Consider the following 22819-nt stretch of genomic DNA (forward strand, 5'->3'; position numbering starts at 1 on the left):
GGCGCGGGCGGGGTCAGGTCGTTCGGGGGGGGGGGGAAGTCGTCAGGCTTGCGGCCACCGGCCCAGCAGGCCGTGCGCGGACTCGAACAGCGCGGCGGCGCGCAGCAGCGCCGCGTCGCCGCGGAACTGCCCGACCAGCTGGAAGCCGACCGGCAGGCCGTCGGCGGCAAAGCCGCTGTTCAGGCTGATGGCGGGGTGGCCGGTCATGTTGAACGGCATGGTCCACGGGAACCAGTGCGCGCGCACGTTCTCGTAGTGCTGGCCGTCGATGTCGATGGTGCCGAACAGGTCCTGCCCGAGCGGCAGCGCGGTGCGCGTGAGCGTGGGCATGGCGAGGAAATCCGCGCGCGCGAGCAGCGCCTGCACGCGCTGGAACAGCGCCGAGCGGTCGAACATGGCCTGCTGGTATTCGACGCCGCTGACCTGCGCGGCCGAGGCCACCTGCCGCAGGAAGGTGGCGCTGAGCTGCTCGCCGTGCTCGGCGGCGATGGCGGCGAAGCGCGCGCGCCAGACCGTGTGGTTGATCGCGCGCCAGATCGGCTCCACGTCGAAGCCTTCGCCGGAGAACGGCTCGAGCTCCGCGCCCAGGCCGGCCAGCCGCGCCAGGCTGGCCTCGAACGCGCGCGCCACCTCGGCCGCCACGGGCCGCCCCGGCGGCGCCAGGCAATGGAGGATGCGCTTGCCGCGCAGGTCGCCGCGCGCCTGCGCCGCCTCGACGTAATCGGGTTTGGGCACGCCGATGGACCACGGGTCGCACGCGTGCTCGCCGGCCATGACCTGCATCATCAGGCCGGTGTCGGCCACCGTGCGCGTGGTCGGCGTGACGTAGGTCTGGTTGCCGAACAGGTCCTGCGCCTGGCTGTGCGGGATCACGCCGTTGCTCTGCTTGATGCCGACCACGCCGTTGCACGCGGCCGGGATGCGCGTGGAGCCGCCGCCGTCGGTGGCCACCGCCAGCGGGGCGATGCCGCTGGCCACCGCCACCGCCGCGCCGCCGCTGGAGCCGCCGCTGGTGCGCGCGGCGCTCCAGGCGTTGCGCGTGCGGCCGAACAGCGGCGAATCGGTCAGGCACTTGGAGCCGAACTCGGGCGTGGTGGTCTTGCCGATCAGGATGGCGCCCTGCGCGCGCAGGCGCGCCACGGCGACGGCGTCGGTGCCGGGGATGTTGTCGCGGTAGGGCGCCGCGCCGAAGGTGGTGCGCACGCCCTGCGTGTTGACCAGATCCTTGGCGGTAAACGGGATGCCATGCAGCAGTCCGAGCGGCTTGCCGTCCATGACGGCCTGCTCGGCCGCGCGGGCCGCGTCCAGGGCCTGCTCGGCGCACAGCGTGATGAAGCAGTTCAGCTCGGGCTGCAGGCGCGCGGCGCGCTCCAGCACCGCCCGCATGAGTGCCACCGGCGAGACCTCCCGGCGCGCGATGCGGCCCTGGAGTTCGGTGGCGGACAGGAAGCAAAGCGCATCGCTCATATCGCTCATTGGCGAGCTTCTCCAGAAAACGTCTCGGAGCGGATCGGAGGCGCCGCCACGGCGCGGCCGCGCTAGGGCGCCCGCACCATTGGTTTCTGGATCCAGAATCCATTCTTTGCGGCTATAGTAGACGTGTGTCATGCGCTTGTAAACTGCGCCGACAAAATCCGCACTTCCACTGCGCCGCGGCGCTCAGAGAGGCAAATGGCAGAAACGTTCGAATGGCAGGGGCGCCTGCGCCTGGTGGAAGAGGTGGCGCAGGTGCTGCGCCAGCGCATCTACCGCGGCGTCTATCCGCCGGGCAAGGCGCTGCGCCAGGTGGAGATATCCGAGGACCTGAAGATCAGCCGCACGCCGCTGCGCGAGGCGCTGCGCATGCTGGAGCGCGAAGGGCTGGTCAGCGCCGAGACCGCGCGCGGCGTCACCGTGGTCAGCGCGGACTTCCGGCAGCTGATGGACGCCTACGCCCTGCGCGAAGTCATCGACGGCCTCGCGGCGCGGCTGGCCGCCGAGCGCGCCGGCAAGCTGGCGGGCCCGCCGCTGCGCGCCGTCATCGGCGCCCAGCGTGGCAGCCTGGCGCCGTGGCAGCCCGAGGCATACACGGTGGCCAACGTGGAATTCCACACCACCATCATCGGCCTGGCGTCGAACGAATACCTGGCGCGGCAGGTGCCGATCGTCCACATGACCTCGCAGGTGTTTGCGCCGCGCACCGTGTTCCCGCGCGACCGCGCGCTGGCGGCCATCGACGAGCACGAGCAGATCGTGGCGGCCATCGAGAGCGCCGACGGCGACCGGGCGGAGCAGGTGGCGCGGCAGCACATCCGCAGTTCGATGGCGCGCCTCAGGGTGATGGCGCAGGCCGGCGCGGACGTGGCGCAGGCCTGAAGGGAAAAGCCGGTTTCGGGCGTCCGGCGTCAGGACTGCCGGCGCTTCAGCGACGGCGCGGCATCCTGGCGCAGGGCCGGGTGATGCCGGCTCACGCTGCGCGCGCCGAGCAGCAGCGCGAGCAGAAAGACCAGGAGATACGCGGCAAACGTGATGACTTCCATGCTCGACCCTTTGTTGTCGGTTCTGTCCTTGCGTCGAGCGTGAAGTATGCGCAAAGGCGCGGGCGGGGCGCTACCACACGGTGGTAGGGGGCCGCCGCCGCGCCTCGCGCCGGGCGTCAGGTCGCCTCGCGCTTGACCGCGCCGGTGGCGAAGAAGCTCTGCAGGTTCTCGAACACCAGGTCGGCCATCGCCTGGCGGGTCTCGTTGGTGGCGCTGGCGATATGCGGCAGCAGCACCACGTTGTCCAGCGCGAACAGCGCGGGCGGCACCTGCGGCTCGTGCTCGAACACGTCGAGCCCGGCGCCGGCGATGCGCTTGTGCGCCAGCGCGTCCACCAGCGCGGCCTCGTCCACCACCGTGCCGCGCGCGATGTTGATCAGGAAGCCGCGCGGCCCGAGCGCCTCGAGCACGCTGGCCGAGACCAGGTGGCGGGTTTCCGGCCCGCCGGCGGTGGCGATGACGAGGAAGTCGGCCCACTCGGCCAGCGCCGCCAGCGACGGCTCGTGGCGGTAGGTCAGGTCGGCCACTGGGCGGCGGCTGTGGTAGCGCACGTCCATGTCGAAGCCCAGCCCGCGCCGCGCGATCACGCGGCCGATGCGGCCCATGCCGATGATGCCCATGCGCTTGCCGCTCACGCGCGTGCTCAGCGGGAACGCGCCGCTGGGCCATGCGCCGCGGCGCACGAAGCGGTCGGCCGCGCTGAAGCCGCGCGCCACGTCCATCAGCAGGCCGAACGCGGTGTCGGCCACGCAGTCGTTGAGCACGTCGGGCGTGTAGCCCACGGCGATGCCGCGCGCGCGCGCGGCGTCGAGGTCGATCTTGTCCAGGCCCACGCCGAAGCTGGAGATGACCTTGAGCGCCGGCATGGCGTCCATCATGGCGGCGTCCACGCCGTTGGCGGCGCGCGTGGTCAGCGCCACGAACTCGCCGCCGCGCGCGGCCAGGAAGGCGGCGGGGTCGGTCTCGGCCCACAGCGGATGGACGTCGTAGTGCTCGGCCAGGCTGGCTTCGAGCGCGGCCGGCAGGCGGCCGTGCTGGAGAAGGCGGTGTTTCATGAGAAGAGGTCCCTTGTGGTCGGTCGGGTTGGGGTGGGCGGAGCCGCGGTGGCTCCGTCTTGTGTCTTGGCGGCAGTGCTCTGCCTGGTCCCGGCCTAGCGGCCGTTCTTCTCGCGCCAGGCGGCGAAATCCAGCCGGCTCTGTTCCTGCGTCGGCGGATAGAGGCCGATGATGGAGCGGCCCTTGTTGACTTCCTCGGTGACGAAATCCTCGAACGCGGTCATCTCCACCGCCTCGGCGGCGATCTCCTCGGCCAGGTGGCGCGGGATCACGACCACGCCCTCGCCATCGCCGACCATCACGTCGCCGGGGAACACGGCCACGTCGCCGCAGCCGATCGGGCCGTTGATCTCGATGGCCTGGTGCAGCGTCAGGTTGGTCGGCGCGGACGGGCGCTGGTGGTAGGCGGGGATGGCGAGCCGCGCGATCTCGGGCGCGTCGCGCAGGCCGCCGTCCGTTACCACGCCGGCCACGCCGCGGCGCATCAGGCGCGTGACCAGGATCGAGCCGGCCGAGGCCGCGCGCGCGTCCTTGCGGCTGTCGATCACCAGCACCGCGCCCGGCGGGCATTGCTCCACGGCCTGGCGCTGCGGATGGTCGGGGTCCTGGAACACCGTGATCGGGTTGAGGTCTTCGCGCGCGGGGATGTAGCGCAGCGTGAAGGCCTCGCCCACCATGTTGCCGTGCGCCGGGTTGAGCGGATGCACGTCCTGGAGGAACTGGTTGCGCAGGCCGCGCTTGAACAGCGCGGTGCACAGCGTGGCGGTGCTGACGGTCTTGAGCTGGTCGCGCGTGCGCGGGCTGAGCTGGCTGGTTTCGGTCATGGCGGTCATCAGTAGATGCTGGGCTCGCCGCTGGGCGCGCCGAAATCGGTTTGCAGGAAGTCGAAGTCGCAGCCGTCGTTGGCCTGGCGGATGTGCTTGGAGAACATCCAGCCGTAACCGCGCCCGAAGCGCGGCGGCGGCGCCGTCCAGGCGGCGCGGCGGCGCGCCAGTTCCTCGTCGGAGACTTCGAGGTGGATGCTGCGGCGGTCGATGTCCACCGAGATCAGGTCGCCGGTGCGCACCAGCGCGAGCGGGCCGCCGATATACGATTCCGGCGACACGTGCAGGATGCAGGCGCCGTAGCTGGTGCCGCTCATGCGCGCGTCCGACATGCGCAGCATGTCGCGCACGCCCTGCTTGACCAGCTTCTTGGGGATCGGCAGCATGCCCCACTCGGGCATGCCGGGGCCGCCCTGCGGGCCGGCGTTGCGCAGGATCAGGATGTGGTCGGCGGTGACGTCGAGGCTCTCGTCTTCCACCGCGGCCTTCATCGACGGATAGTCGTCGAACACCAGCGCCGGGCCGGTGTGCTTGAAGAAGCGGCGCTCGCAGGCGCTCGGCTTGATCACGCAGCCGTCCGGCGCGATGTTGCCCTTGAGCACGGCCAGCGCGCCTTCCTGGTAGAGCGCGTTGTCCGGGGTGCGGATCACGTCGTCGTTGTAGACCTCGGCGCCGGCGATGTTCTCGCCCAGCGTGCGGCCGGTGACGGTGAGCGCGTCGAGTTGGAGCTTGTCGCGGATGCGGTTCATCAGCGCGGGCAGGCCGCCGGCGTAGAAGAAATCCTCCATCAGGTACTTGTCGCCGCTGGGCCGGATGTTGGCGATCACCGGCACGCGGCGGCTGGCCGCGTCGAAGTCTTCCAGGCCGATCTCGCAGCCGGCGCGGCGCGCCATCGCGATCACGTGGATGATGGCGTTGGTGGAGCAGCCCATCGCCATCGCCACGGCGATGGCGTTCTCGAACGCGGCGCGCGTCTGGATGCGCGCCGGGGTCAGGTCCTCCCACACCATGTCGACGATGCGCCGGCCCGACTCCGAGCACATGCGGATATGGTTGGCGTCGGCGGCGGGAATCGACGAGGCGCCCGGCAGCGTCATGCCGATGGTCTCCGCGATCGCCGTCATGGTGCTGGCCGTGCCCATCGTCATGCAGGTGCCGTGGCTGCGCGCGATGCCGCCCTCGATGCCGGTCCACTCGGCCTGGCTGATGTTGCCGGCGCGGCGCTCGTCCCAGTACTTCCACGCATCCGAGCCCGAGCCCAGCACGTTGCCCTTGTAGTTGCCGCGCAGCATCGGCCCCGCCGGCACGTAGATGGCCGGCACGCCGGCGCTGGAGGCGCCCATCAGCAGGCCCGGCGTGGTCTTGTCGCAGCCGCCCATCAGCACGGCGCCGTCGACCGGGTGGGAGCGGATCAGCTCCTCGGCCTCCATCGCCAGCATGTTCCGGTACAGCATGGTGGTCGGCTTGACCGCGCTCTCGGACAGCGAGATGGCGGGCAGCTCGATCGGGAAGCCGCCGGCCTGCAGCACGCCGCGCTTGACGTCGTCCACGCGCTGCTTGAAGTGCGAGTGGCACGGATTGATGTCGGACCACGTGTTGATGATGGCGATGACCGGGCGGTCCAGCCATTCCTCGGGCGCGTAGCCCATCTGCATGATGCGCGAGCGGTGGCCGGAGGAGCGCAGGTCGTCGGGCGCGAACCAGCGCGCGCTGCGCAATGTCTCGGGCGTCTTCTTTCGGGACGTCATTGTCTCTTCCTGGGATGTTCGTCGTGGGCCTCCGCCGGCAGCAGAGGTATGACATCTGATAGGATGGCGGCCAATTAGAGCACTAATATATTAGTGTGTCAAACCAAGGGCGTTTGCTCTAGAATGCGGGGCAGCGGGCCTCGCCGCGGCTGCGCCACGCGCAGCCAAGCGTAAGTGCACCACAGCGCGTGGCGCTGCGCCCCCGCTTTTTGCCAAACCTGATATTCCGGATACGCATACCGCCGCGTGCCCCCCGACAAAGACCGCCGCCGCCCGATGGAAGCCACCGCCGCGCACATCCAGTTCCAGTTCGACCGCACGCGCCATGCCGCGCCGCAGGTGTTCGAGCACATGCGCGAGCAGATCATCTCGATGACGCTCACGCCCGGCACGGTGCTCTCGCGCACCGACCTGGCCGCGCGGTACGGCATCAGCCAGACGCCGGTGCGCGACGCGCTGATGCGCCTGAGCGAGGAAGGGCTGGTCGACATCTTCCCGCAGCACGCCACCGTGGTCAGTCCGATCAGCATCGCGCTGGCCCGGCAGGCGCATTTCCTGCGCCGCTCGGTCGAGGTGGAGATCGTGCGCACGCTGGCCGGGGCGCCGGACGCCGCGCTGGCCGAGCGCCTGCGCCAGATGGTGGCGCGCCAGCAAGCGCTGCTGCCCGCCCCGGACTTCGCCGAATTCGCCCAGCTCGACCTGGCCTTCCACCGCCAGATGTACGACGCCGCGCAGGTGCCCGACCTGTGGCTGCTGGTGCGCCGCCAGAGCGGCCACCTGGACCGCCTGCGGCGCCTGCACCTGCCGATTCCCGGCAAGGCCGGCGCCGTGGTGGCGGACCATGCCGCCATCGTCGATGCCATCGCGCGCGGCGACGTGGACGAGGCGCAGGCCAGCCTGCGGCGGCATCTGTCGGGTACGCTTGCTAATCTTGAGGAGATACGGGGGAGGTATGGGGATTATTTGGAGTAGAGGGAGTTTTGGGATTTGAAGTGTCAAAGTCAAAGGCTTTAACTTCAAAGTTAAATTCAAATTAAAATTCAAAAGCTTAAAGTCAACGGCTTTCGCGCCCCCGGCGCGACTGTGGTGGTCAAGTAATCTTGGACACTTTTCTGGCCACTTCTATCTTTAAATTCTCGTACTCGGCAGGCGGCATGTTCATCGCGGCCGAGTGCAATCTCTGTTGGTTGTAGAAGAACAGCACGTAGTTCGTGATGTCCGCCTGTGCCTCCGCGCGGTCGCAGTAGATCCGGTCGCGGATGCGCTCGCCCTTCAGGCTGCAGAAGAAACGCTCGACGACCGCGTTGTCCCAGCAGTTGCCCGCCCGACTCATGCTCGGTGTGATCCCTTCTTCGCGCAACAATTCCTGGAACGCATGGCTGGCATACGGGCTGCCCTGATCCGAGTGAAACATCAGGCCCTCGGCCGGCTGCCGGCTCGACAGCGCGATTCTCAGTGCCCTCACCACTAGCCGCGTGTCGGCCGAATTCGAGTAAGCCCAACCCACCACCCGCCGCGAGAATAGGTCCATCACCACGGCCAGGTACAGCCAGCCTTGCTGCGTCCAGATGAAGGTCACATCTCCAGCCCACACCCGGTTCGGTTGCGCGACGACAAACTGCCGGTTCAATCGGTTCGGCGCTATGGCCGAGGACTTCCCGCCCTTCGAGTAATAATGCTTGCGAGCCTTCCGGACCGCGACCTGGGCTTCCCGCATCAATCCTCTGGCTCGATGGCGTCCGACAGCATGGCCTCGTCTGCGCAGCTCCTGCGACATGCGGCGGCTGCCGTAGCTTTGCCCACTCGTCTCATGAATCGCCTGGACCTGACCCATCAGCGCCTCACGTTGGGCACGCGGCTTGGCTTGCCGGGCCTTCCACGCGTAGTAGGTGCTGCGCGGCATGCCCAGGGTCTCGCACACCACCGCCACCGGCCAGACCTTCTCCGCCTGTTCGATCACTTCGTATTGCGATCGAGTTCCTTGACGAAGAAGGCCGTGGACTTTTTTAGGATGTCGCGCTCACGCTCCAGCCGGGCCACTTGCCGCTCCAGATCCCGGATGCGGCGCTGGTCGGGCGTCAAGCCCGTCGGGTCACTTGTGGTCGGTACCGGCTTCGCCTGGCGATTGCCAATCCAACGACGAAGCGCTGTCTCACCAATGTCCAGTGCCTTGGCGGCATTGGTCACTGAATATCCCTGCTCTAGCACCAAGTTCACTGCGTCGGCCTTGAACTCGTCGGAGAAATCTCTGCGTCCCATCATCACCTCTCTAGTTGACCGGAAGTCTACCTTTTGAAGTGTCCAGGATCATTAGACCACCACAGACTTACTTTCTTTTATCCGAAAAGAAAGTAAGCCAAGAAAGCGGACTGCCTTGCCGGCAGGGGCAGAGCCGAACAGAGTTGCCGAGGTTGGTGGTTTCGTGGTGGGGGTGGTGGTTCTGCTGGGATTCTGCCGGTACCGGTTTTGGTGGCCACTATCTTGCGGATGGTGTTGGATTCGTGGTGGCGCTGCATGATGGCGGTGGCCCAGGCCCTTCAAGCTGCTGCCGCGACCGGGGCGGATGCACACGGCATAGGGACGGTACTGGTTTCGTGGTGGGCACGGTGGCCCCAATGCAAGAGTACCCACTGACACCCGCGCCCCGGTCCACCACGCCCACCACGAAACCATGAGGGTGCTATGTCGGGGTGGCCAAAACCGGTAACGGCAGATGCCCGAACCAGCAATGCGCCCGCCATCATAGGTCTGACCCCGCAACCCATACCGCCAGCCAGATCGTGGCCAGCCGAACGGGTAACGGCAGGATGCCAGCAGAACCGCAGGCCCCACGACGAAACCACCAACAACCAGAAACCCCAACGTTTCTGCCCCTGCCGGCCAGGCAGCCCGCTTTCTTTGCCTACTTTCTTTTCGGGGAAAAGAAAGTAGGTCGCTCCGGGGGAGCGAAAGCCTTTGACTTTAAGCCTTTGAAGTTGAAGTTGAAGTTGAAGTTGACTTTGAAGCCGAAGTTAAGCCTTTAACTTTAAAACCCCGAATCAAAATCTACCCAAAAATCCCGAAATCCCACCGTGCGCGCCAGCACAATAGCCTGCAGCCAGTTCTCCAGCGCAAGCCTGGCAAAAACACTAGTAATGTGATTCCTCACGGTCTTTTCGCGCAACCCCAGGTACGCGGCGACCTGCCGCGTTGTCGCGGCCTTGCGCGATCAGCCCCACGATGTCGCGCTCGCGCGGCGTGAACACGGCATGCAGCACCAACGTGGGGCGCGCCGGCCCGGGGTTGGGCCACCGCGTGCCGCCTGTAGATTGGCAAAGGAACGGCGCGCGGCGGACCGCGCCGCCGCCGGGCCTTGCCGCGCTCAGTCGAGCGTGATGTGCGAGTCGTTGATGACCTTGCGCCATTTGGCGGTTTCGCTGCGCATCTTGTTGGCCAGCACCTCGGGCGGGCCGCCGGCCATCTCGAAGCCCATGCCGACCAGCTTGGCCTTGACCTCTTCGTCCTTGAGGGCGTGATCGAAGGCGTGGTTCAGCTTGGCGATGATGGGCGCGGGCGTGCCGGCCGGCGCCAGGAAGCCGTACCAGCCCACCAGCTCGTAGCCGGGCGCGCCGGACTCGGCCACCGTGGGCAGGTTCGGCAACTGGGGCAGGCGGCTTGCCGTGGTCACGGCGAGCGCGCGCAGCTTGCCTTCCTTCACCAGCGGATAGGCTTCCGGCAGGATGGCGAACATCACCGTGGTCTGTCCGCCCACGAGGTCGGTCAGCGCCGGCACGCCGCCCTTGTACGGCACGTGCGACAGCGTCGGCAGGCCCACGGTCTTCTTGTACAGCTCGCCGCCCAGGTGCGCCGGCGTGCCGTTGCCGGAAGAGGCATAGGCAACCTGCGACGCATTGCTCTTGAGGTACGCCGGCAGCTCCTTCATCGTCTTGACCGGCACCGAGTTGCCGACCACCACCAGGCTCGGCAGCAGCGTGGCGAGGATGATCGGGGAGAAGTCCTTGTCGGGCGAGTAGGGCAGGGTCTTGTACAGGCTCGGGTTCACCGCGAGCGCCGTGGAGGTGCCGAGGAACAGCGTGTAGCCGTCGGCCGGCGACTTGGCGACGTAGCTCGCGCCGATGTTGCCGCTGGCGCCGGGGCGGTTCTCGACCACCACGGTCTGGCCGATCTGCTCGCCGACCTTCTGGCCCAGCACGCGGGCCAGCAGGTCGGTGGAGCCGCCGGCCGGATAGGGGACGATGATTCTCACCGGCTGCTTGCCGGGATAGTCGGAGGGCGCCTCCGCCGCGGCAGCGGCGTTCGCGAAACAACCTGCGGATGCCAGCGCCAGTAGCACGGGGGCAATCTTTCCAAACATGACTCTCTCTCCATGATGCGATCCGGGCCGTTCATCAGGACCGGAGTGGGGTTGGGAACTGGAAAGAAGTGCTGGAGCATAGTGAGACAACCTGCCCGCAAAGGCGGACGGTCGTTCTCTTTTTCTGGAACATCATCTGTGTGCAAGCACCGTGCCGGCTGCCTGGGAAAGGGCGTCCGGCACAGGCATTGCCTCATCAATCAGGTCGATTCTAGGGAGTTTGACTAATGAGCACTACTGAAAACTTACGATGAACTAATCACTGTCAGCGATAAGTCGGGCACCCTGCGCGGGCGCCGCCGCGGCTTGCGGCCAGGGGCCGCAAGGCATTCGGCGCGGATGATTGGTTTTTGTTGATTGTTCGTTTTCGGCGATATAACATCGGCCGCATCCCTCGCCGGATTCCCGGCGTCGCATCCCCGGCAGCGCAGTCCCCGCGCCCGGGCATGGCGGCCGCGCCGCGGCGTCCCATTCTCCCGTTCCCCATGAGCAGAAATATCTCCCTGCGGCACCTGCGCTGTTTCGTCGAGGTGGCCAATGCCGGGTCCTTCACCACGGCCTCCGCGCGCCTGTTCGTCACGCAGTCGGCGCTGACCGCCACCATCCAGCAGTTCGAGGAGGCGGTCGGCCTGAAGCTGTTCGACCGCAACACGCGGCGCGTGGTCATGACCCAGGAAGCCATGCGCTTCAAGGACGAGGCCGACAAGATCCTCAAGGAGTTCGACAGCGCCATCGCCGACCTGCAGTCGTTCGCGCAGGGCCAGCAGGGCCACATCCGCATCGCGGCGGCGGCCTCGGTCATCTATCAGTTCCTGGTCAAGTCGATCGCCACGTTCCGGCGGGAATACCCGAACGTCACCTTCTCGCTGCGCGACGCCGGCGCGGAGCAGGTCGAGCAACTGGTGATCGACGGCGAGCTCGATTTCGCCATCACCAGCAAGCACAAGGGTTTCGACGATCTGGACTACACGCCGCTGCTGGAAGACCGGTTCGGCGTGGTGTGCCGCGCGGACTATGCGCTGGCGTCGGGCACGGGGCCGCTGCGGTGGGCCGACCTGAAGTCGAAGGATTTCGTCGCGTTCACGGCGGACACCGGCATCGGCACGTTCCTGGCGCACAACGCCGGGCAGTGGCCGGTGTTCCAGGGCAGCCACGACGAGATCTCGAGCACGACCTCGCTGTTCGCGGTGCTCAGCGAAGGCGGCAGCTTCTCGATCGTGCCGGCGCTGGCGGCCAGGGTGGCGGGTTTCAACGAGCTGTCGTTCCGCGAGCTGCGCGGGCCGGTGCTGTCGCGCGAGATCTGCCTAATCACGCGGCGGCTGCGCTCGCTGTCGCCGAGCTCCCAGCGCATGCTCGACGTCATCCTCGACACCATCAGGCAGCATCCGCTGCCCGACGGCGTGGCGATGATCGAGGCGGCCGCGGCGCGGCGCCCCCGCAAGGGCGCCGCGAAGCCGGCCTAGCCGGCGCCGGGCCCGGGGCGCGCTCAGAGCGCGTATTGATGCTCGCGGTCGTGCGCGACGAGGCGCGGGTCGCGCGCCGCGCGCGGGCCGTAGCCGCCGCCGCCGGGCGTGCGCAGGATGACCTCGTCGCCCGGTTCCAGCACCTGGGGCCGGCGCGAGTCGATGGCGCGGCCGTTGATCAGCACTTCCCCGCACGCGCCGGGCGCGCCGCCGCCCAGGCCGGGCGCGGGCACCTGCAGCCGCTCGGTCAGGAACACGATCGACAGCGGCGTGCGGTGCTGGCTCACGAAGCAGATCTCCTCGCCCAGGCCGCCGCGGAAGCGGCCTTCGCCGCCGGAACCCTCGCGCAGCGTCTTGTACTTGAAGAACAGCGGCGCGTCGCGCTCGGCCACCTCCACCGGCGTGGGCGAGATATTGCTCGGCCACGACATCACCGAGGCGCCGTCCTTGCCCGCCGTCGCGCCCAGGCCGCCGTTGTAGAACAGCACCGTGGCGAAGGGCTTGCCGTCGTCGCGGGTGCCGCTCAGGTTGGCGATCCACAGCGGCGAGCCCACGCCCGCCATGACCTTCTCGGGCAGGATCTGGTACATCGCGCCGAAGATCACGGTCGGCACGTAATGGCCCGTGCACGAGCGCCCGCCCACCGGCGCCGGCGAGCGCGGGTTGAGGATGCTGCCTTCCGGCGCCACCGCGCGGATGGGGCGGAACAGGCCGTCGTTGTTGGGCAGGTCCGGCAGCAGCAGGCACTTGATGGCGTAGACCGTCATCGCGCTGGTGTACGACAGCACGCAGTTGATGCCGCGCGGCTGCTGCGGCGACGTGCCGGCGAAATCGCACTCGATCTCGCCGTCCTTCACGCGCACCGCCACCACGTAGCGGAAGCGCTGGTCGAAGCCGTCGGTCTCCATCTCGTAGTGGTATTCGCCCTCGGGCAGCCGGGCGATGGCCTGGCGCATGGCGGCCTCGCTGCGCTCGAACAGCGCGTGGGCGAGGTCGTCGATGCCCGGCAGCGCGTATTCGGTGAGGATCTCGTCGAGCCGGCGCGAGATCAGCTCCACCGCGCCCACCTGCGACCAGATGTCGCCCACGGTCTGCTCGGGCGTGCGCACGTTGGTGCGGATCAGCGACAGCAGCGTCTCGTCGGCCTGGCCCTCGCGCAGCAGGTGCATCATCGGGATGTGGAAGCCTTCCTCGAACAGCTCGCGCGCGTCCACCGAGCGGATCTTGCCGCCGATGTCCGGCACGTGGCCGGCGGTCGCCGCGAAGCCGGTCAGCACGCCCTGGTGGAACAGCGGCTTGACCAGGCACACGTCGTTCAGGTGGCCGGTGCCGATCCACGGGTTGTTGGTGATGTAGATGTCGCCCGGGCGCATCGCCTGCGCGCCGATGCGGGCGATGGCCGCCTGCACCGTGCGCGGCAGCGTGCCGATGAACGAGGGGATGCTGCCGCTGTTCTCGGCCAGCGAGCGCCCCTGCGAGTCGGTGATGACCACCGCGAAATCGTTGGCCTCCGTGGACAGCGTCGAGAACGAGGTCCGCACGATCAGCTTGGCGGCTTCGTTGACCACCGAGCGCACGCGCGTCCAGAAGACTTCGAGGAAGATCGGGTCGGCGGCCGCGCCGCCGTGGGTTTGCCTGTCGCTTGTCATGCTGCCTGCTCCTCAATGGTGATCACCAGATTGCCGCTCGCCAGTTGCTTCACATGGCCCTTCGGCCCGACCACCAGCGACGAGCTGGCGTCCTCCACGAGCAGCGGCCCCGCCGCCGAGAAACCGGCCTGGAGCGCGCCGCGCTCGAACACCGGGGTCTCCACGTAGGCGCCGGCTTCCCTGAAATAGACCAGGCGCGAGCCCTTGGGCCGGGCCGGCTCGCCGCCTGCCAGCGTCTCGGCGTCGAACGCCTGCCGCGGCGGCGCCTCGCCGGTCACGCGCAGGTTGACCAGCTCCACCGGCACGTCCGGCGGGGTGCGGCCGAATTTCTCGCGGTAGCCGGATTCGAAGGCCGCCACCAGCGCCGCGCGCACCTCCTGCTCGGTCTGGCCGCCGGCCGCCGCCGTCGCCGTGTAAGGCCCGGCGGGCAGCGCCACCGACAGGTTGAAGCCCTGGCCGGCGAAGCGCCCGTCCGCGTGGCGCACCAGCGCGATCGGGCCGAAGGTTTCGGCGAGCTGGTCGAGCGCGCCGCGCGCCTGCGCTTCCAGCGCGGCGAAGGCCTCTTCCAGCGTCGCCAGCGAATCGGTCGCCGGGCGGAAGCTCACCGTGCGCGAGCGGTCCGCGCGCGCCGGCGCGACCAGCAGGCCGTAGGCCGAGGCCACGCCCGCCGCGGGCGGGCAGATGATGGTGCGCACGCCGATCTTCTGCGCCACGTAGTAGGCATGCAGCGGGCCGCCGCCGCCCGTGCACAGCAGCACGAAGTCGCGCGCGTCGCGGCCGCGCTCGGCCACGTGCACGCGCGCCGCGCCGGCCATGTTCTCGGCCACGATGTCGTGCATGCCCCAGGCCACGCCGGTCACGTCGCGGCCCAGGTGCTCGCCGATGCGGCCCAGCGCCGCGGCGGCCTTGTCGCGGTCGATCGACATGGTGCCGCCGGCGAAGTAGTCCGGGTTCAGGTAGCCGAGCACGAGGTTGGCGTCGGTGACGGTCGGCTCGGTGCCGCCCAGGCCGTAGCAGGCCGGCCCCGGTTCCGAGCCCGCGCTCTGCGGGCCGACCTTGAGCAGGCCGAGCTGGTCCTGGTGCGCGATGCTGCCGCCGCCCGCGCCGATCTCGATCAGGTCGATGGTGGTGATGCGGATCGGCAGCCCGCTGCCCTCGGCGAAGCGCTTGCGGCGCGCCGCCTCGAAGCCGAACGCGATCGACGGCTTGCCGCGCTCGACCAGGCAGAGCTTGGCGGTGGTGCCGCCCATGTCGAACGCGAGCAGGTTGGCCTGCTGGTCGCGCAGGCTGTAGTGGGCCGCGGAAATCGCGCCGGCCGCGGGGCCCGATTCCAGCAGTTCGATGGGGTTGCGCTTGGCTTCCTCGATGTGGGACAGCCCGCCGTTGGACAGCATCATGAGCACGCCCGCGGGCAGCCCGAGCGCGCTCAGGCGCGCTTCCAGCGCATCGAGGTAGCGCTCGGCCAGCGGCTTGATGTAGGCGTTCGCCACGGTGGTGGAGTTGCGCTCGAACTCGCGGATCACCGGCGCCACGTCGGACGACAGCGTCACGTGCAGGGCGGGGAAATCGCGCTCGATCCACTGGCGCACCAGTTGCTCGTGGGCGGCGCTGGCATACGCGTGCAGCAGGCATACCGCGACCGATTCCACGCCCTTCTCGGCCAGGCCCGCCACCACGCGGCGCACCTCGTCGGCGTCGGGCGCCTCGATCTCGTTGCCGCGCGCGTCCATGCGGGCGCCGATCTCGGCGCGCAGGCTGCGCGGCACCAGCGCCGGCGCGGCCTCGATGGCGAGGTCGTAGAGATCGTACTTGCGCTCGTGGCCGATCTCCAGCACGTCCTTGAAGCCGCGCGTGGCCAGCAGGCCGGTGGTGCTGCCGCGCCGTTCGATCAGCGCGTTGGTAAACAGCGTGGTCGCATGCACCACGCGCGCCACGCGCTCGGCGCGGATGCCGCACGAGCGGATCAGCTGGCTCACGCCGTCGGCGACGCCCTGGGCGGGGTCGCCGTGCGTGGTCAGCACCTTCAGGCTATGCAGCTTGCCGGCGCCGTAGTCCAGCGCCACCACGTCGGTGAAGGTGCCGCCAATATCAATACCAATTGCCCAAGTTGTCACAAGACGCTCCCGGCGTGTTCGAGGTTTCGAGGTTCATGACGGCATGATAAAAATGGCCATTAACAATGGCCAATGAAAAATAAAGATGGATTATTAAGTTCGGACGATATGTGGGTCCGGGCCGCGCGCTTCGGGCCGCCCGGCGCCGCAAGAAGTGCCTGCCACGCCGCCGCGCCGCCGCCGGGCCGGCCCGGCAGCCAACTGTACGGCACGCCGATGGCCCCAACTGCGTCTACCCGGGCGGCGGGGCCGCCGGCAAACTTGGGCGCTTTCCCCGGAGTCTCCCCGATGTCTTCTGCCACCCGGTTCAAGGCCGCCGCCTGCCACGTCTGCCCGATCTACTTCGACCTGGACGCCACGGTCGACAAGACCTGCGCGCTGATCGCCGAGGCCGCCGGCCACGGCGCCAGGATCGTGGCGTTCCCGGAAGCCCACCTGTGCGCGTTCCCGGTGTGGTCCGGCGTGCGCGCGCCGGTCGAGAACCACGAGTTCTTCGTGCGCATGGCCAGGAGCGCCGTGACCATCGACCACCCGGCCATCGACCGCATCCGCCGCGCCGCGCGCGCGCACGGCATCGTGGTCTCGCTCGGCATCAACGAGGCCTCGAAGGCCAGCGTCGGCTGCATCTGGGACACCAACCTGCTGATCGGCGCCGACGGCAGCCTGCTCAACCGCCACCGCAAGCTGGTGCCGACCTACTGGGAAAAGCTGACCTGGGCCAACGGCGACGGCAGCGGCCTGCGCGTGGTCGACACGCCGGTCGGCAAGGTCGGCGCGCTGGTGTGCGGCGAGAACACCAACCCGCTGGCGCGCTACAGCCTGATGGCGCAGGGCGAGCAGATCCACATCGCTTCCTATTCGCCGTGCTGGCCGACCCATCCGGCCGCCAGCAAGGAGCGCTACGACCTTGCCGCGGCGATCCGCATCCGCTCGGGCGCGCACAGCTTCGAGGCCAAGTGCTTCACCATCGTGGCCTCCGGCTTCTTCAGCGACGCCGCCGCCGAGCTGGTCTGCCGCGGCGAGCCCGCCGCGCGCGCGCTGGTGGAGAGCGCGCCGCGCAGCGTGTCGATGATCATCGGTCCGACCGGCGCGGTCATCAGCGACACGCTGCAGGACGAGGAAGGCATCGTCTATGCCGACATCGACCTCGACGACTGCATCGTGCCCAAGCAGTTCCACGACGTGGTGGGCGCCTACAACCGCTTCGACGTCTTCACGCTGCACGTGAACCGCGCGGCGCTGGAGCCGGCCGCGTTCCACGACGCCTTGCACGACCTCGCGGCGCTGCCGCCGGCCGGCGCCGATTTCGCGCCGGGCGACGCCATTCCCGGGGGCGCCGCATGAAGCCGCGCCCGATCGATCTCTACAGCGACACCCAGACCCGGCCGACCGCCGGCATGCGCGCGGCGATGGCGGCGGCGGAAGTCGGCGACGAGCAGTCCGGCGACGACCCGACCACGCTGCGGCTGTGCGCCGAGGTGGCCGCGCTGCTGGGGCAGGAGGCGGGCGTGTTCATGCCGTCGGGGACCATGTGCAACCTCGTGGCCATCCTGGTGCACACGTCGCCCGGCGACGAAGTGATCTGCGACCATCAATCGCATATCTACGGCACCGAAGCCGCGGGCGCCGCCGCGCTGGCCGGCGTGTCGATCCGCGCGCTGCCGAGCCCGCACGGCATCTTCACGGCGCGGCAGGTGGCCGACGGCATCCGCCCGCGCGCGCGCACCGCGCCGCGCTCGGCGCTGCTGTGCGTCGAGCAGACCACCAATTTCTCGGGCGGCGCGGTGTGGCCGCTGGCGCAGCTGCGCGAGGTGCGCGACACCGCCCGCGGGCACGGCCTGCGCTGCCACCTGGACGGCGCGCGGCTGCTCAACGCGAGCGCGGCCACCGGCATCGCCGCGGCCGACTACGCCGCCGGCTGGGACAGCGCCTGGATCGACCTCAGCAAGGGGCTGGGCTGCCCGGTCGGCGCGGTGCTGTGCGGCAGCGCGGCGTTCGTGCGCGACGCCTGGCAATGGAAGTACCGCCTCGGCGGCGCCATGCGGCAGTCGGGCGTGCTGGCCGCCGCCGGCCTGTACGCGCTGGAACACCACGTCGCCCGGCTGGCGGCCGATCACGCCAACGCGCTGGCGATCTGGCGCATCCTGTCCGCGTGCGGGCTGTTCCGCTTCGATCCGCCGCGGCCGGACTCCAACATCCTGCGCTTCACCTTCGACGCGCCCGCCGTGCGCGCCGAGGCGTTTGCCGAACGCTGCCTGGCCGAAGGCGTGCGCGTGCGCGCGATCGGCGGCAACTTCATCCGCGCCACCACGCATCTCGACGTGGCGCCGCAGGAGGCCGAGCAGGCCGCGCATGCGATGGTGGCGGTGGCGCGCGCCGTGGCCGCGGGCGCCTGAGATGCCGCGCGCGCCGGCGGCCCGGTCGAGGATAATCGCTGCTGGCGCGGCCCCGGCGTGGATGCGGGTCGGCGCCGGCCAGTGAACGCAATGCGAGGAACGCAGCATGAACGCCAGTGCCAGGCAGAAACCCGCCGCGGTGGCCGGACCCGAGGCCGAGCCCGTGGCCGAACCCACGGCCGGGAGCGCGGACCAGCCCGCGGCGGCGGCGAGGCCGGTCGGCGCGGTGCGCACCACGCTGTACGCGCGCCTGGCCGCGGAGCTGAAGCAGCAGATCCTCGAGGGCGTGTTCGTGGCGGGGCAGAAGCTGCCTTCCGTGCGCGCGCTCAGCCGCTCGAAGCAGCTTTCCATCAGCACCGTGCAGGAAGCCTACCGGCAGCTTGAAGACGAGCAGTGGGTCGTCGTGCGCTCGCAGAGCGGCTGCTACGTCGCGCCGCGCCTGCCGGAGATCGCGCGGCCGGAGCCGGTGCCCGGCGGCGGCGCCGTCACGCGCTATCTCGCCAGCAGCGGGCCGGCTTCGGCGCTGGCTTACCGCGAGGACCTGATTCCGTTCGGCGCCGCCATCCCCGACGCCTCGTTCTTTCCGTGCGAGCGGCTGGCCACCGGCATCGCCAACCTGCTGCGCCGCAAGCCGGCGCTGGTCGGCAACTACAACTTCGCGCCCGGCTCGCTGGAGCTGCGCCAGCAGGTGGCGCGCCGCGTGGTGGAGTGGGGCGCCAGCGTGGACCCGCGCCGCGTGGTCATCACCAACGGCGCGGTGGAAGCGATCCAGTTGTGCCTGCGCGCGGTCACGAAACCCGGCGACACGGTGGCGGTGGAGGCGCCGGCCTATTACGGCTTCCTGCAGACGCTGCAGATGCTGGGCCTGCGCGCGCTGCCGGTCGTCGGCGCGAACCGCGACGGCATGGATGTCGACGCGCTGGCGCGCGCCGCGGAGGGCGGCAAGATCGCGGCGGTGCTGCTGTCGACGACGGTCAGCAATCCGTCCGGCGCCACCATGCCGCTCGCGCGCAAGCGCCAGCTGGTCGAGCTGGCCAACCGCTGCCGCATCCCGGTCATCGAAGACGCCACCTTCGCCGACCTGCATTTCGCCGGCGATTGCCACGCCGCGCAGGGCTTCGACGAATCCGGCCTGGTGATGCTGTGCGCGTCGCTGACCAAGACCATCGCGCCCGGCATGCGCGTGGGCTGGGTCGACGGCGGGCGCTTCAGCGAGCAGATCGCGTTTCTCAAGCGGGTATCGAGCGTCGGCCAGCCCCAGGTGCTGGAGCTGGCCCTGGCCGAGTACCTCGCCAGCGGCGGCATGGCGCGGCGCCTGCGCCGCACGCGCCGCGCCATGCAGGCGCAGGTCTATCGCATGGCGGAGAACGTGGCGCGCGTGTTCCCGGAAGGCACTTCGTTCGCGCTGCCCAGCGGCGGCTTCCTGCTCTGGGTCGAGCTGCCCGGCGAGGTCGACACGCTCGCATTGCAGGAGCGCGCCGTCGGCCTCGGCGTCGGCGTCGCGCCGGGCATCCTGTTCTCGCCCCACGGCGACTACGGGCACTGCATCCGCATGAACTGCGGCGTGCCCGATTCGCCCAAGGCGCGCGAGGGCCTGCTGCGACTCGGCGAGCTTGCCGGGCGGATGGCCGGCCCGCGGTAGGGGCCGGCGCGCGCCGCTCTGCCTCGGTGCCGCCTCAGTGCTGTTCGACGCAGAACGCGGTTTCCTCGTCGAGCTCCCGCCCGGCCAGGCGCAGCCGGTACTTGGCGGTGGCCTTGCGCGCGCCGCAGGCCGCCGAGCACCACAGGCGGTCGCCGCGGCGCGACTTGTCGACGAACAGCACCGGACAGACCGGGCTCGCGCACGCGCGGATCCTGTGGCGCAGGTCGCCGGTCAGCAGGTCGATCGCGTCCTGCGCGATCAGTCCCAGCACCTGCGCATGGCTGATCGGGCTGCCCAGCCGCTTCTTGTCCCCGGTGCTGGAGAGCTGCGGCGGGGGCGGCATCTCGCGCGCGAAGGCGTTGATGGTCTCGACCTCGCCGCGCGCCGGCGCGTGGCCGGCGCGCACCGCCTGCACCACGCCGTAGATCGCGCGCCGCAGCTCGCGCATCTGCGCCAGCTCGTCTTCGGTCGCCCGCTGGGGCGGCTTCGGCAGCTTGGCGCCGCGCAGCCATTCGTCCCAGCGGCGCGCGCTGTGGATGCGCTCGTATTGCCGGCCGGTCCACTCGCCCAGCGTTTCCACCAGATAGAGGCTGGCGACGCCGCCGCGGAACTTGAGGGTCAGTTCCTTCTTTGTCACCGGCCGCGCGGGCGCGGCGGCGGCTTCTCCCGCTGTGCCCGCTGCGGGCAGTTCAGGTGCGTTCATGGCAGGTTGTCGCTATGGATGTGGCCCATATCATCGCAGTTACGTCCCCGAAAAAAAAGGTGCCGGCCCATGTTCCGTCCGCGCGCCTGCCGAAGCGGCGATGGCGCCAATGGCGGCACCGGATATGCATATTCGAAATGCGCGCTTGTTGGCCGGATACCTTGTGCGTAGACTTTCCGTCATGAGTTTAACCCATGACAAGAATCGCTTGGCGTCATGGCTTCCCGGCCGGCGCCAGCCCGTGGCGCCGTTTCTTCCCGCTGTTTTCGATAGGTGTCACGGATGGCCTTGGTCGTGGGGGCGCACCCCCAGAATCCTTCGTTGTCGATCCTTGCCAGGCGGCAGGCGCATGTCGCCGCGCTGCGCGCGGAGGGACTTTCCTTCTTTGTCTACGGCGCCGGCGCGGTCACGATTCCGCTGATCCGGCTCGGCGTGATCCACCTCGGCGGCACCGGGGCGACGCCGCCGATCCTGGCCAAGGCGCAGGGGCTGGCGGTGGCCGCCTTCGGCATGTCCGAGCCGCGCCACGAGCGCGGCGGGCTGGTGGTGCGCGCCGATTCGCCGGCGCGCACGCTGGCCGACCTGCGCGGGCGCGGCGTGGCCTTGATGCCGATCTCCTGGCACACGCAGTTCCTGGCCGCCGAGCTCGACGCGGCCGGCCTCGACTGGCGCGAGGTGAACGCGGTCGAGCTGACCCCGGCCACGGCCCGGGACGCGTTCGTCGCCGGGCTGCTCGACGCCATCGTCGCCACCGATCCGCTGCTTGGGCAGATCGAGCAGGCCGTGCCGGTGCGCGTCCTCGCGCGGCCGGGCCACGCCTTCTCGAACCGCTCGGTCTACTGGGGCCGCCAGGACGTGCTGCGCGAGCGGCCCGCCGCGGTGCATGCCCTGGTCGACGCGCTGGCCGACTCGGACCGCTTGACGGCGGCCGACCCGGAAGCGGCCGCGCGCCTGCTCGACGGCGTCAACGGCAACAGCGCCGCGCAATGGCTGCCCGCGCTCGCCGCGCGCCCGTGGGGCGTGCACGTGCCGGACGCCGGGTTCGTGGCCGAGCAGCAGCGCCATGCCGACATCTTTGCCCGCTTCGGGCTCATTCCCGAACCGATCGACGTCGCCGACACGGTGACGGAGAACTATCCCGCCCTGGCGGCGGCATGACAGCGAGGACGAACTTCATGGAAGTCTTGTGGTATCTGACCGGCCCGGACGGGCGCTACCCGTGGCGCGCCGACGGCGCGCGCGCACTGAGTTATCCGTATTTCCAGCAACTGGCCCGCGCCGTGGACCATCTCGGCTTCACCGGCGCGCTGCTGGCCACGGGCACGCACGACGCGTGGGTGCAGGGGGCATCGCTGATTCCCTACACCGACCAGTTCCAGCATCTCATCGCCGCGCATCCGCCGCTGCTCTCGCCCACGCTGCTGGGCAAGATGATCACCACCTTCGACCAGTTTTCCAAGGGGCGCCTGCGCGTGAACATCGTCAACGGCGACGCCAAGCTGATGGCGCAGTTCGGCGTGCACCTCAGCCACGACGAGCGCTACGCCTATACCGACGAATACCTCACCGTCCTGCGCGGCCTGCTGCGCGGCGAGTCGGTGACGTTCAAGGGGCGCCACATCCACGTGGTCGACGCGGGCCTGCCGCTGCCGCCCTACGGCGGCCGCACGCCGGAGCTGTGGTTCGGCGGCTCGTCGCGCGCGGCGCACGAGGTCGCCGCCAAGCACATCGACACCTACCTGTCGTGGGGCGAGACGGTGGAGCAGGCCGACAGCAAGATCCGCGAGGTGCGCGAACTCGCGCGCGCGCACGGCCGCGCCGACAAGATCCGCTTCGGCATCCGCCTCTACGTCATCGTGCGCCCGACCGAGGCCGAGGCGTGGGCCGTCGCGCAGGACCTGTACGACCACATGGACGACGCGGCGATCGCGGGCGCGCAGGCCTATGTCGCCGGCATCGATTCGGTCGGCCAGCAGCGCATGTCGGCGCTGCACGGCGGCAAGAAGCCCAAGGACATCCGCGAGCTCGAGATCGCGCCGAACCTGTGGTCGGGCATCGGGCTGGTGCGCCACGGGCCGGGCACCGCGCTGATCGGCAGCCCGTCCCAGGTGCTGGCGCGCATCCGCGAGTACCGCGAGGCCGGCATCGACGTGCTGATCGTGTCCGGCATGCCGCTGCTGGAGGAAGCCTACCGCTTCGCCGAGCTGGTCCTGCCGCACCTGCCGGTGGACCGCCGCGCGGACGCTGGCGCCACATCCGCCTGGACCAGCGAGCGCGACGCGGGCTGGCGCACGCAGGCGTCGTGACGCCCGGCGCGGGCCGCGGGCTCCCGCTTCCCGGTTTCCCTTTCCA

The 22819-nt window shown here is 69.6% G+C and carries 18 protein-coding genes and 1 pseudogene; 8 read left to right on the plus strand and 11 right to left on the minus strand.

The window, feature by feature from the left end; genetic code table 11:
* Nucleotides 1–42: 42 nt before the first annotated feature.
* Complete coding sequence (locus ACWTPI_RS24190; RefSeq protein ID WP_059415422.1) at nucleotides 43–1467, minus strand: amidase; 1425 nt, start codon at nucleotides 1465–1467, stop codon at nucleotides 43–45.
* Nucleotides 1468–1671: 204 nt separating this feature from the next.
* Between ACWTPI_RS24190 and ACWTPI_RS24195 the strand changes: the two genes are divergently transcribed.
* On the plus strand, nucleotides 1672–2355 hold the full coding sequence (locus tag ACWTPI_RS24195) for a GntR family transcriptional regulator (RefSeq protein ID WP_020205317.1): 684 nt from the start codon (nucleotides 1672–1674) through the stop codon (nucleotides 2353–2355).
* A gap of 29 nt (nucleotides 2356–2384) precedes the next feature.
* Here the strand turns inward: ACWTPI_RS24195 and ACWTPI_RS24200 are convergent, their stop codons facing one another.
* From ACWTPI_RS24200 to araD, 4 genes are all read right to left on the minus strand, one after another.
* Nucleotides 2385–2519: a hypothetical protein gene (locus ACWTPI_RS24200; protein WP_020205316.1), complete on the minus strand. Its 135-nt coding sequence runs from the start codon at nucleotides 2517–2519 to the stop codon at nucleotides 2385–2387.
* 116 nt (nucleotides 2520–2635) lie between these two features.
* A complete protein-coding gene (locus ACWTPI_RS24205) occupies nucleotides 2636–3574 on the minus strand; it encodes a 2-hydroxyacid dehydrogenase (RefSeq protein WP_020205315.1) in 939 nt (312 codons plus the stop codon).
* A gap of 95 nt (nucleotides 3575–3669) precedes the next feature.
* Nucleotides 3670–4407 (minus strand): ribonuclease activity regulator RraA, encoded by a 738-nt coding sequence (locus ACWTPI_RS24210; RefSeq protein WP_454732960.1) that lies wholly within the window; start codon nucleotides 4405–4407, stop codon nucleotides 3670–3672.
* Entirely contained in the window at nucleotides 4407–6146 is a 1740-nt protein-coding gene (araD, locus tag ACWTPI_RS24215; protein WP_020205313.1) for an L-arabinonate dehydratase, read from the minus strand. Before araD ends, ACWTPI_RS24210 begins: the two co-directional genes overlap by 1 nt.
* Before the next feature lie 276 nt (nucleotides 6147–6422).
* Here araD and ACWTPI_RS24220 point away from each other — a divergent pair, with 276 nt between their 5' ends.
* Nucleotides 6423–7118 carry a GntR family transcriptional regulator gene (locus ACWTPI_RS24220; protein ID WP_454734009.1) on the plus strand — a complete coding sequence of 232 codons (696 nt, stop codon included), beginning with the start codon at nucleotides 6423–6425 and terminating at the stop codon, nucleotides 7116–7118.
* A gap of 118 nt (nucleotides 7119–7236) precedes the next feature.
* Here ACWTPI_RS24220 and ACWTPI_RS24225 read toward each other — a convergent pair.
* The 3 genes and pseudogenes from ACWTPI_RS24225 to ACWTPI_RS24235 all read right to left on the minus strand — a co-directional run bounded on the left by ACWTPI_RS24225 (nucleotide 7237) and on the right by ACWTPI_RS24235 (nucleotide 10500).
* Nucleotides 7237–8405, minus strand: a protein-coding gene (locus ACWTPI_RS24225) for an IS3 family transposase (protein WP_454732439.1) whose coding sequence is annotated in 2 segments (ribosomal slippage) — nucleotides 7237–8147 and nucleotides 8147–8405 — 1170 coding nt in all. Because the reading frame shifts where the segments join, the coding sequence is not laid out codon by codon here.
* Between the two features lie 766 nt (nucleotides 8406–9171).
* Nucleotides 9172–9385 (minus strand): annotated as a pseudogene (locus tag ACWTPI_RS24230) (helix-turn-helix domain-containing protein); the annotation flags it as partial.
* 122 nt (nucleotides 9386–9507) lie between these two features.
* Nucleotides 9508–10500: a Bug family tripartite tricarboxylate transporter substrate binding protein gene (locus tag ACWTPI_RS24235; protein ID WP_020203864.1), complete on the minus strand. Its 993-nt coding sequence runs from the start codon at nucleotides 10498–10500 to the stop codon at nucleotides 9508–9510.
* A gap of 485 nt (nucleotides 10501–10985) precedes the next feature.
* Here ACWTPI_RS24235 and ACWTPI_RS24240 point away from each other — a divergent pair, with 485 nt between their 5' ends.
* Nucleotides 10986–11963, plus strand: a complete 978-nt coding sequence (locus tag ACWTPI_RS24240) for a LysR family transcriptional regulator (protein ID WP_020203865.1) — start codon at nucleotides 10986–10988, stop codon at nucleotides 11961–11963.
* Nucleotides 11964–11986: 23 nt separating this feature from the next.
* Here ACWTPI_RS24240 and ACWTPI_RS24245 read toward each other — a convergent pair whose 3' ends face one another.
* Together ACWTPI_RS24245 and ACWTPI_RS24250 are read right to left on the minus strand one after the other, a co-directional pair.
* A complete protein-coding gene (locus ACWTPI_RS24245) occupies nucleotides 11987–13612 on the minus strand; it encodes a hydantoinase B/oxoprolinase family protein (protein ID WP_020203866.1) in 1626 nt (541 codons plus the stop codon).
* On the minus strand, nucleotides 13609–15726 hold the full coding sequence (locus tag ACWTPI_RS24250) for a hydantoinase/oxoprolinase family protein (RefSeq protein ID WP_454732961.1): 2118 nt from the start codon (nucleotides 15724–15726) through the stop codon (nucleotides 13609–13611). The genes ACWTPI_RS24245 and ACWTPI_RS24250 overlap by 4 nt, the downstream gene beginning before the upstream one ends.
* Nucleotides 15727–16014: 288 nt before the next feature.
* Here ACWTPI_RS24250 and ACWTPI_RS24255 point away from each other — a divergent pair, with 288 nt between their 5' ends.
* The 3 genes from ACWTPI_RS24255 (at nucleotide 16015) to ACWTPI_RS24265 (ending at nucleotide 19764) form a co-directional block, all read left to right on the plus strand.
* Nucleotides 16015–17070, plus strand: a complete 1056-nt coding sequence (locus tag ACWTPI_RS24255) for a carbon-nitrogen hydrolase family protein (protein WP_020203868.1) — start codon at nucleotides 16015–16017, stop codon at nucleotides 17068–17070.
* Nucleotides 17067–18122 carry a threonine aldolase family protein gene (locus ACWTPI_RS24260; RefSeq protein WP_454732962.1) on the plus strand — a complete coding sequence of 352 codons (1056 nt, stop codon included), beginning with the start codon at nucleotides 17067–17069 and terminating at the stop codon, nucleotides 18120–18122. The genes ACWTPI_RS24255 and ACWTPI_RS24260 overlap by 4 nt, the downstream gene beginning before the upstream one ends.
* A 106-nt stretch (nucleotides 18123–18228) precedes the next feature.
* Nucleotides 18229–19764 (plus strand): aminotransferase-like domain-containing protein, encoded by a 1536-nt coding sequence (locus ACWTPI_RS24265; protein ID WP_059415324.1) that lies wholly within the window; start codon nucleotides 18229–18231, stop codon nucleotides 19762–19764.
* Between the two features lie 34 nt (nucleotides 19765–19798).
* Here ACWTPI_RS24265 and ACWTPI_RS24270 read toward each other — a convergent pair whose 3' ends face one another.
* Nucleotides 19799–20467, minus strand: coding sequence for a CGNR zinc finger domain-containing protein (locus ACWTPI_RS24270; RefSeq protein ID WP_454732963.1), 669 nt, complete (start codon nucleotides 20465–20467; stop codon nucleotides 19799–19801).
* Between the two features lie 321 nt (nucleotides 20468–20788).
* On the opposite strand from ACWTPI_RS24270, the gene ACWTPI_RS24275 reads away from it, so the two are divergent.
* Nucleotides 20789–21625, plus strand: coding sequence for an ABC transporter substrate-binding protein (locus ACWTPI_RS24275; protein ID WP_454732964.1), 837 nt, complete (start codon nucleotides 20789–20791; stop codon nucleotides 21623–21625).
* A 17-nt stretch (nucleotides 21626–21642) separates the two neighbouring features.
* Nucleotides 21643–22773, plus strand: coding sequence for an LLM class flavin-dependent oxidoreductase (locus ACWTPI_RS24280; protein ID WP_454732965.1), 1131 nt, complete (start codon nucleotides 21643–21645; stop codon nucleotides 22771–22773).
* The last annotated feature ends 46 nt before the right edge of the window (nucleotides 22774–22819 follow it).

The sequence above is a fragment of the Cupriavidus ulmosensis genome, assembly GCF_977008105.1.

Excerpts from the sequence above, each read along its gene's own strand:
- ACWTPI_RS24235 (WP_020203864.1), bottom strand. The coding sequence starts at position 10,500 with ATGTTTGGAAAGATTGCCCCCGTGCTACTGGCGCTGGCATCCGCAGGT.
- ACWTPI_RS24260 (WP_454732962.1), top strand. The coding sequence starts at position 17,067 with ATGAAGCCGCGCCCGATCGATCTCTACAGCGACACCCAGACCCGGCCG.
- ACWTPI_RS24240 (WP_020203865.1), top strand. The coding sequence starts at position 10,986 with ATGAGCAGAAATATCTCCCTGCGGCACCTGCGCTGTTTCGTCGAGGTG.
- ACWTPI_RS24255 (WP_020203868.1), top strand. The coding sequence starts at position 16,015 with ATGTCTTCTGCCACCCGGTTCAAGGCCGCCGCCTGCCACGTCTGCCCG.
- ACWTPI_RS24200 (WP_020205316.1), bottom strand. The coding sequence starts at position 2,519 with ATGGAAGTCATCACGTTTGCCGCGTATCTCCTGGTCTTTCTGCTCGCG.
- ACWTPI_RS24190 (WP_059415422.1), bottom strand. The coding sequence starts at position 1,467 with ATGAGCGATGCGCTTTGCTTCCTGTCCGCCACCGAACTCCAGGGCCGC.
- ACWTPI_RS24280 (WP_454732965.1), top strand. The coding sequence starts at position 21,643 with ATGGAAGTCTTGTGGTATCTGACCGGCCCGGACGGGCGCTACCCGTGG.
- ACWTPI_RS24210 (WP_454732960.1), bottom strand. The coding sequence starts at position 4,407 with ATGACCGCCATGACCGAAACCAGCCAGCTCAGCCCGCGCACGCGCGAC.
- ACWTPI_RS24245 (WP_020203866.1), bottom strand. The coding sequence starts at position 13,612 with ATGACAAGCGACAGGCAAACCCACGGCGGCGCGGCCGCCGACCCGATC.
- araD (WP_020205313.1), bottom strand. The coding sequence starts at position 6,146 with ATGACGTCCCGAAAGAAGACGCCCGAGACATTGCGCAGCGCGCGCTGG.
- ACWTPI_RS24265 (WP_059415324.1), top strand. The coding sequence starts at position 18,229 with ATGAACGCCAGTGCCAGGCAGAAACCCGCCGCGGTGGCCGGACCCGAG.
- ACWTPI_RS24195 (WP_020205317.1), top strand. The coding sequence starts at position 1,672 with ATGGCAGAAACGTTCGAATGGCAGGGGCGCCTGCGCCTGGTGGAAGAG.
- ACWTPI_RS24270 (WP_454732963.1), bottom strand. The coding sequence starts at position 20,467 with ATGAACGCACCTGAACTGCCCGCAGCGGGCACAGCGGGAGAAGCCGCC.
- ACWTPI_RS24220 (WP_454734009.1), top strand. The coding sequence starts at position 6,423 with ATGGAAGCCACCGCCGCGCACATCCAGTTCCAGTTCGACCGCACGCGC.
- ACWTPI_RS24205 (WP_020205315.1), bottom strand. The coding sequence starts at position 3,574 with ATGAAACACCGCCTTCTCCAGCACGGCCGCCTGCCGGCCGCGCTCGAA.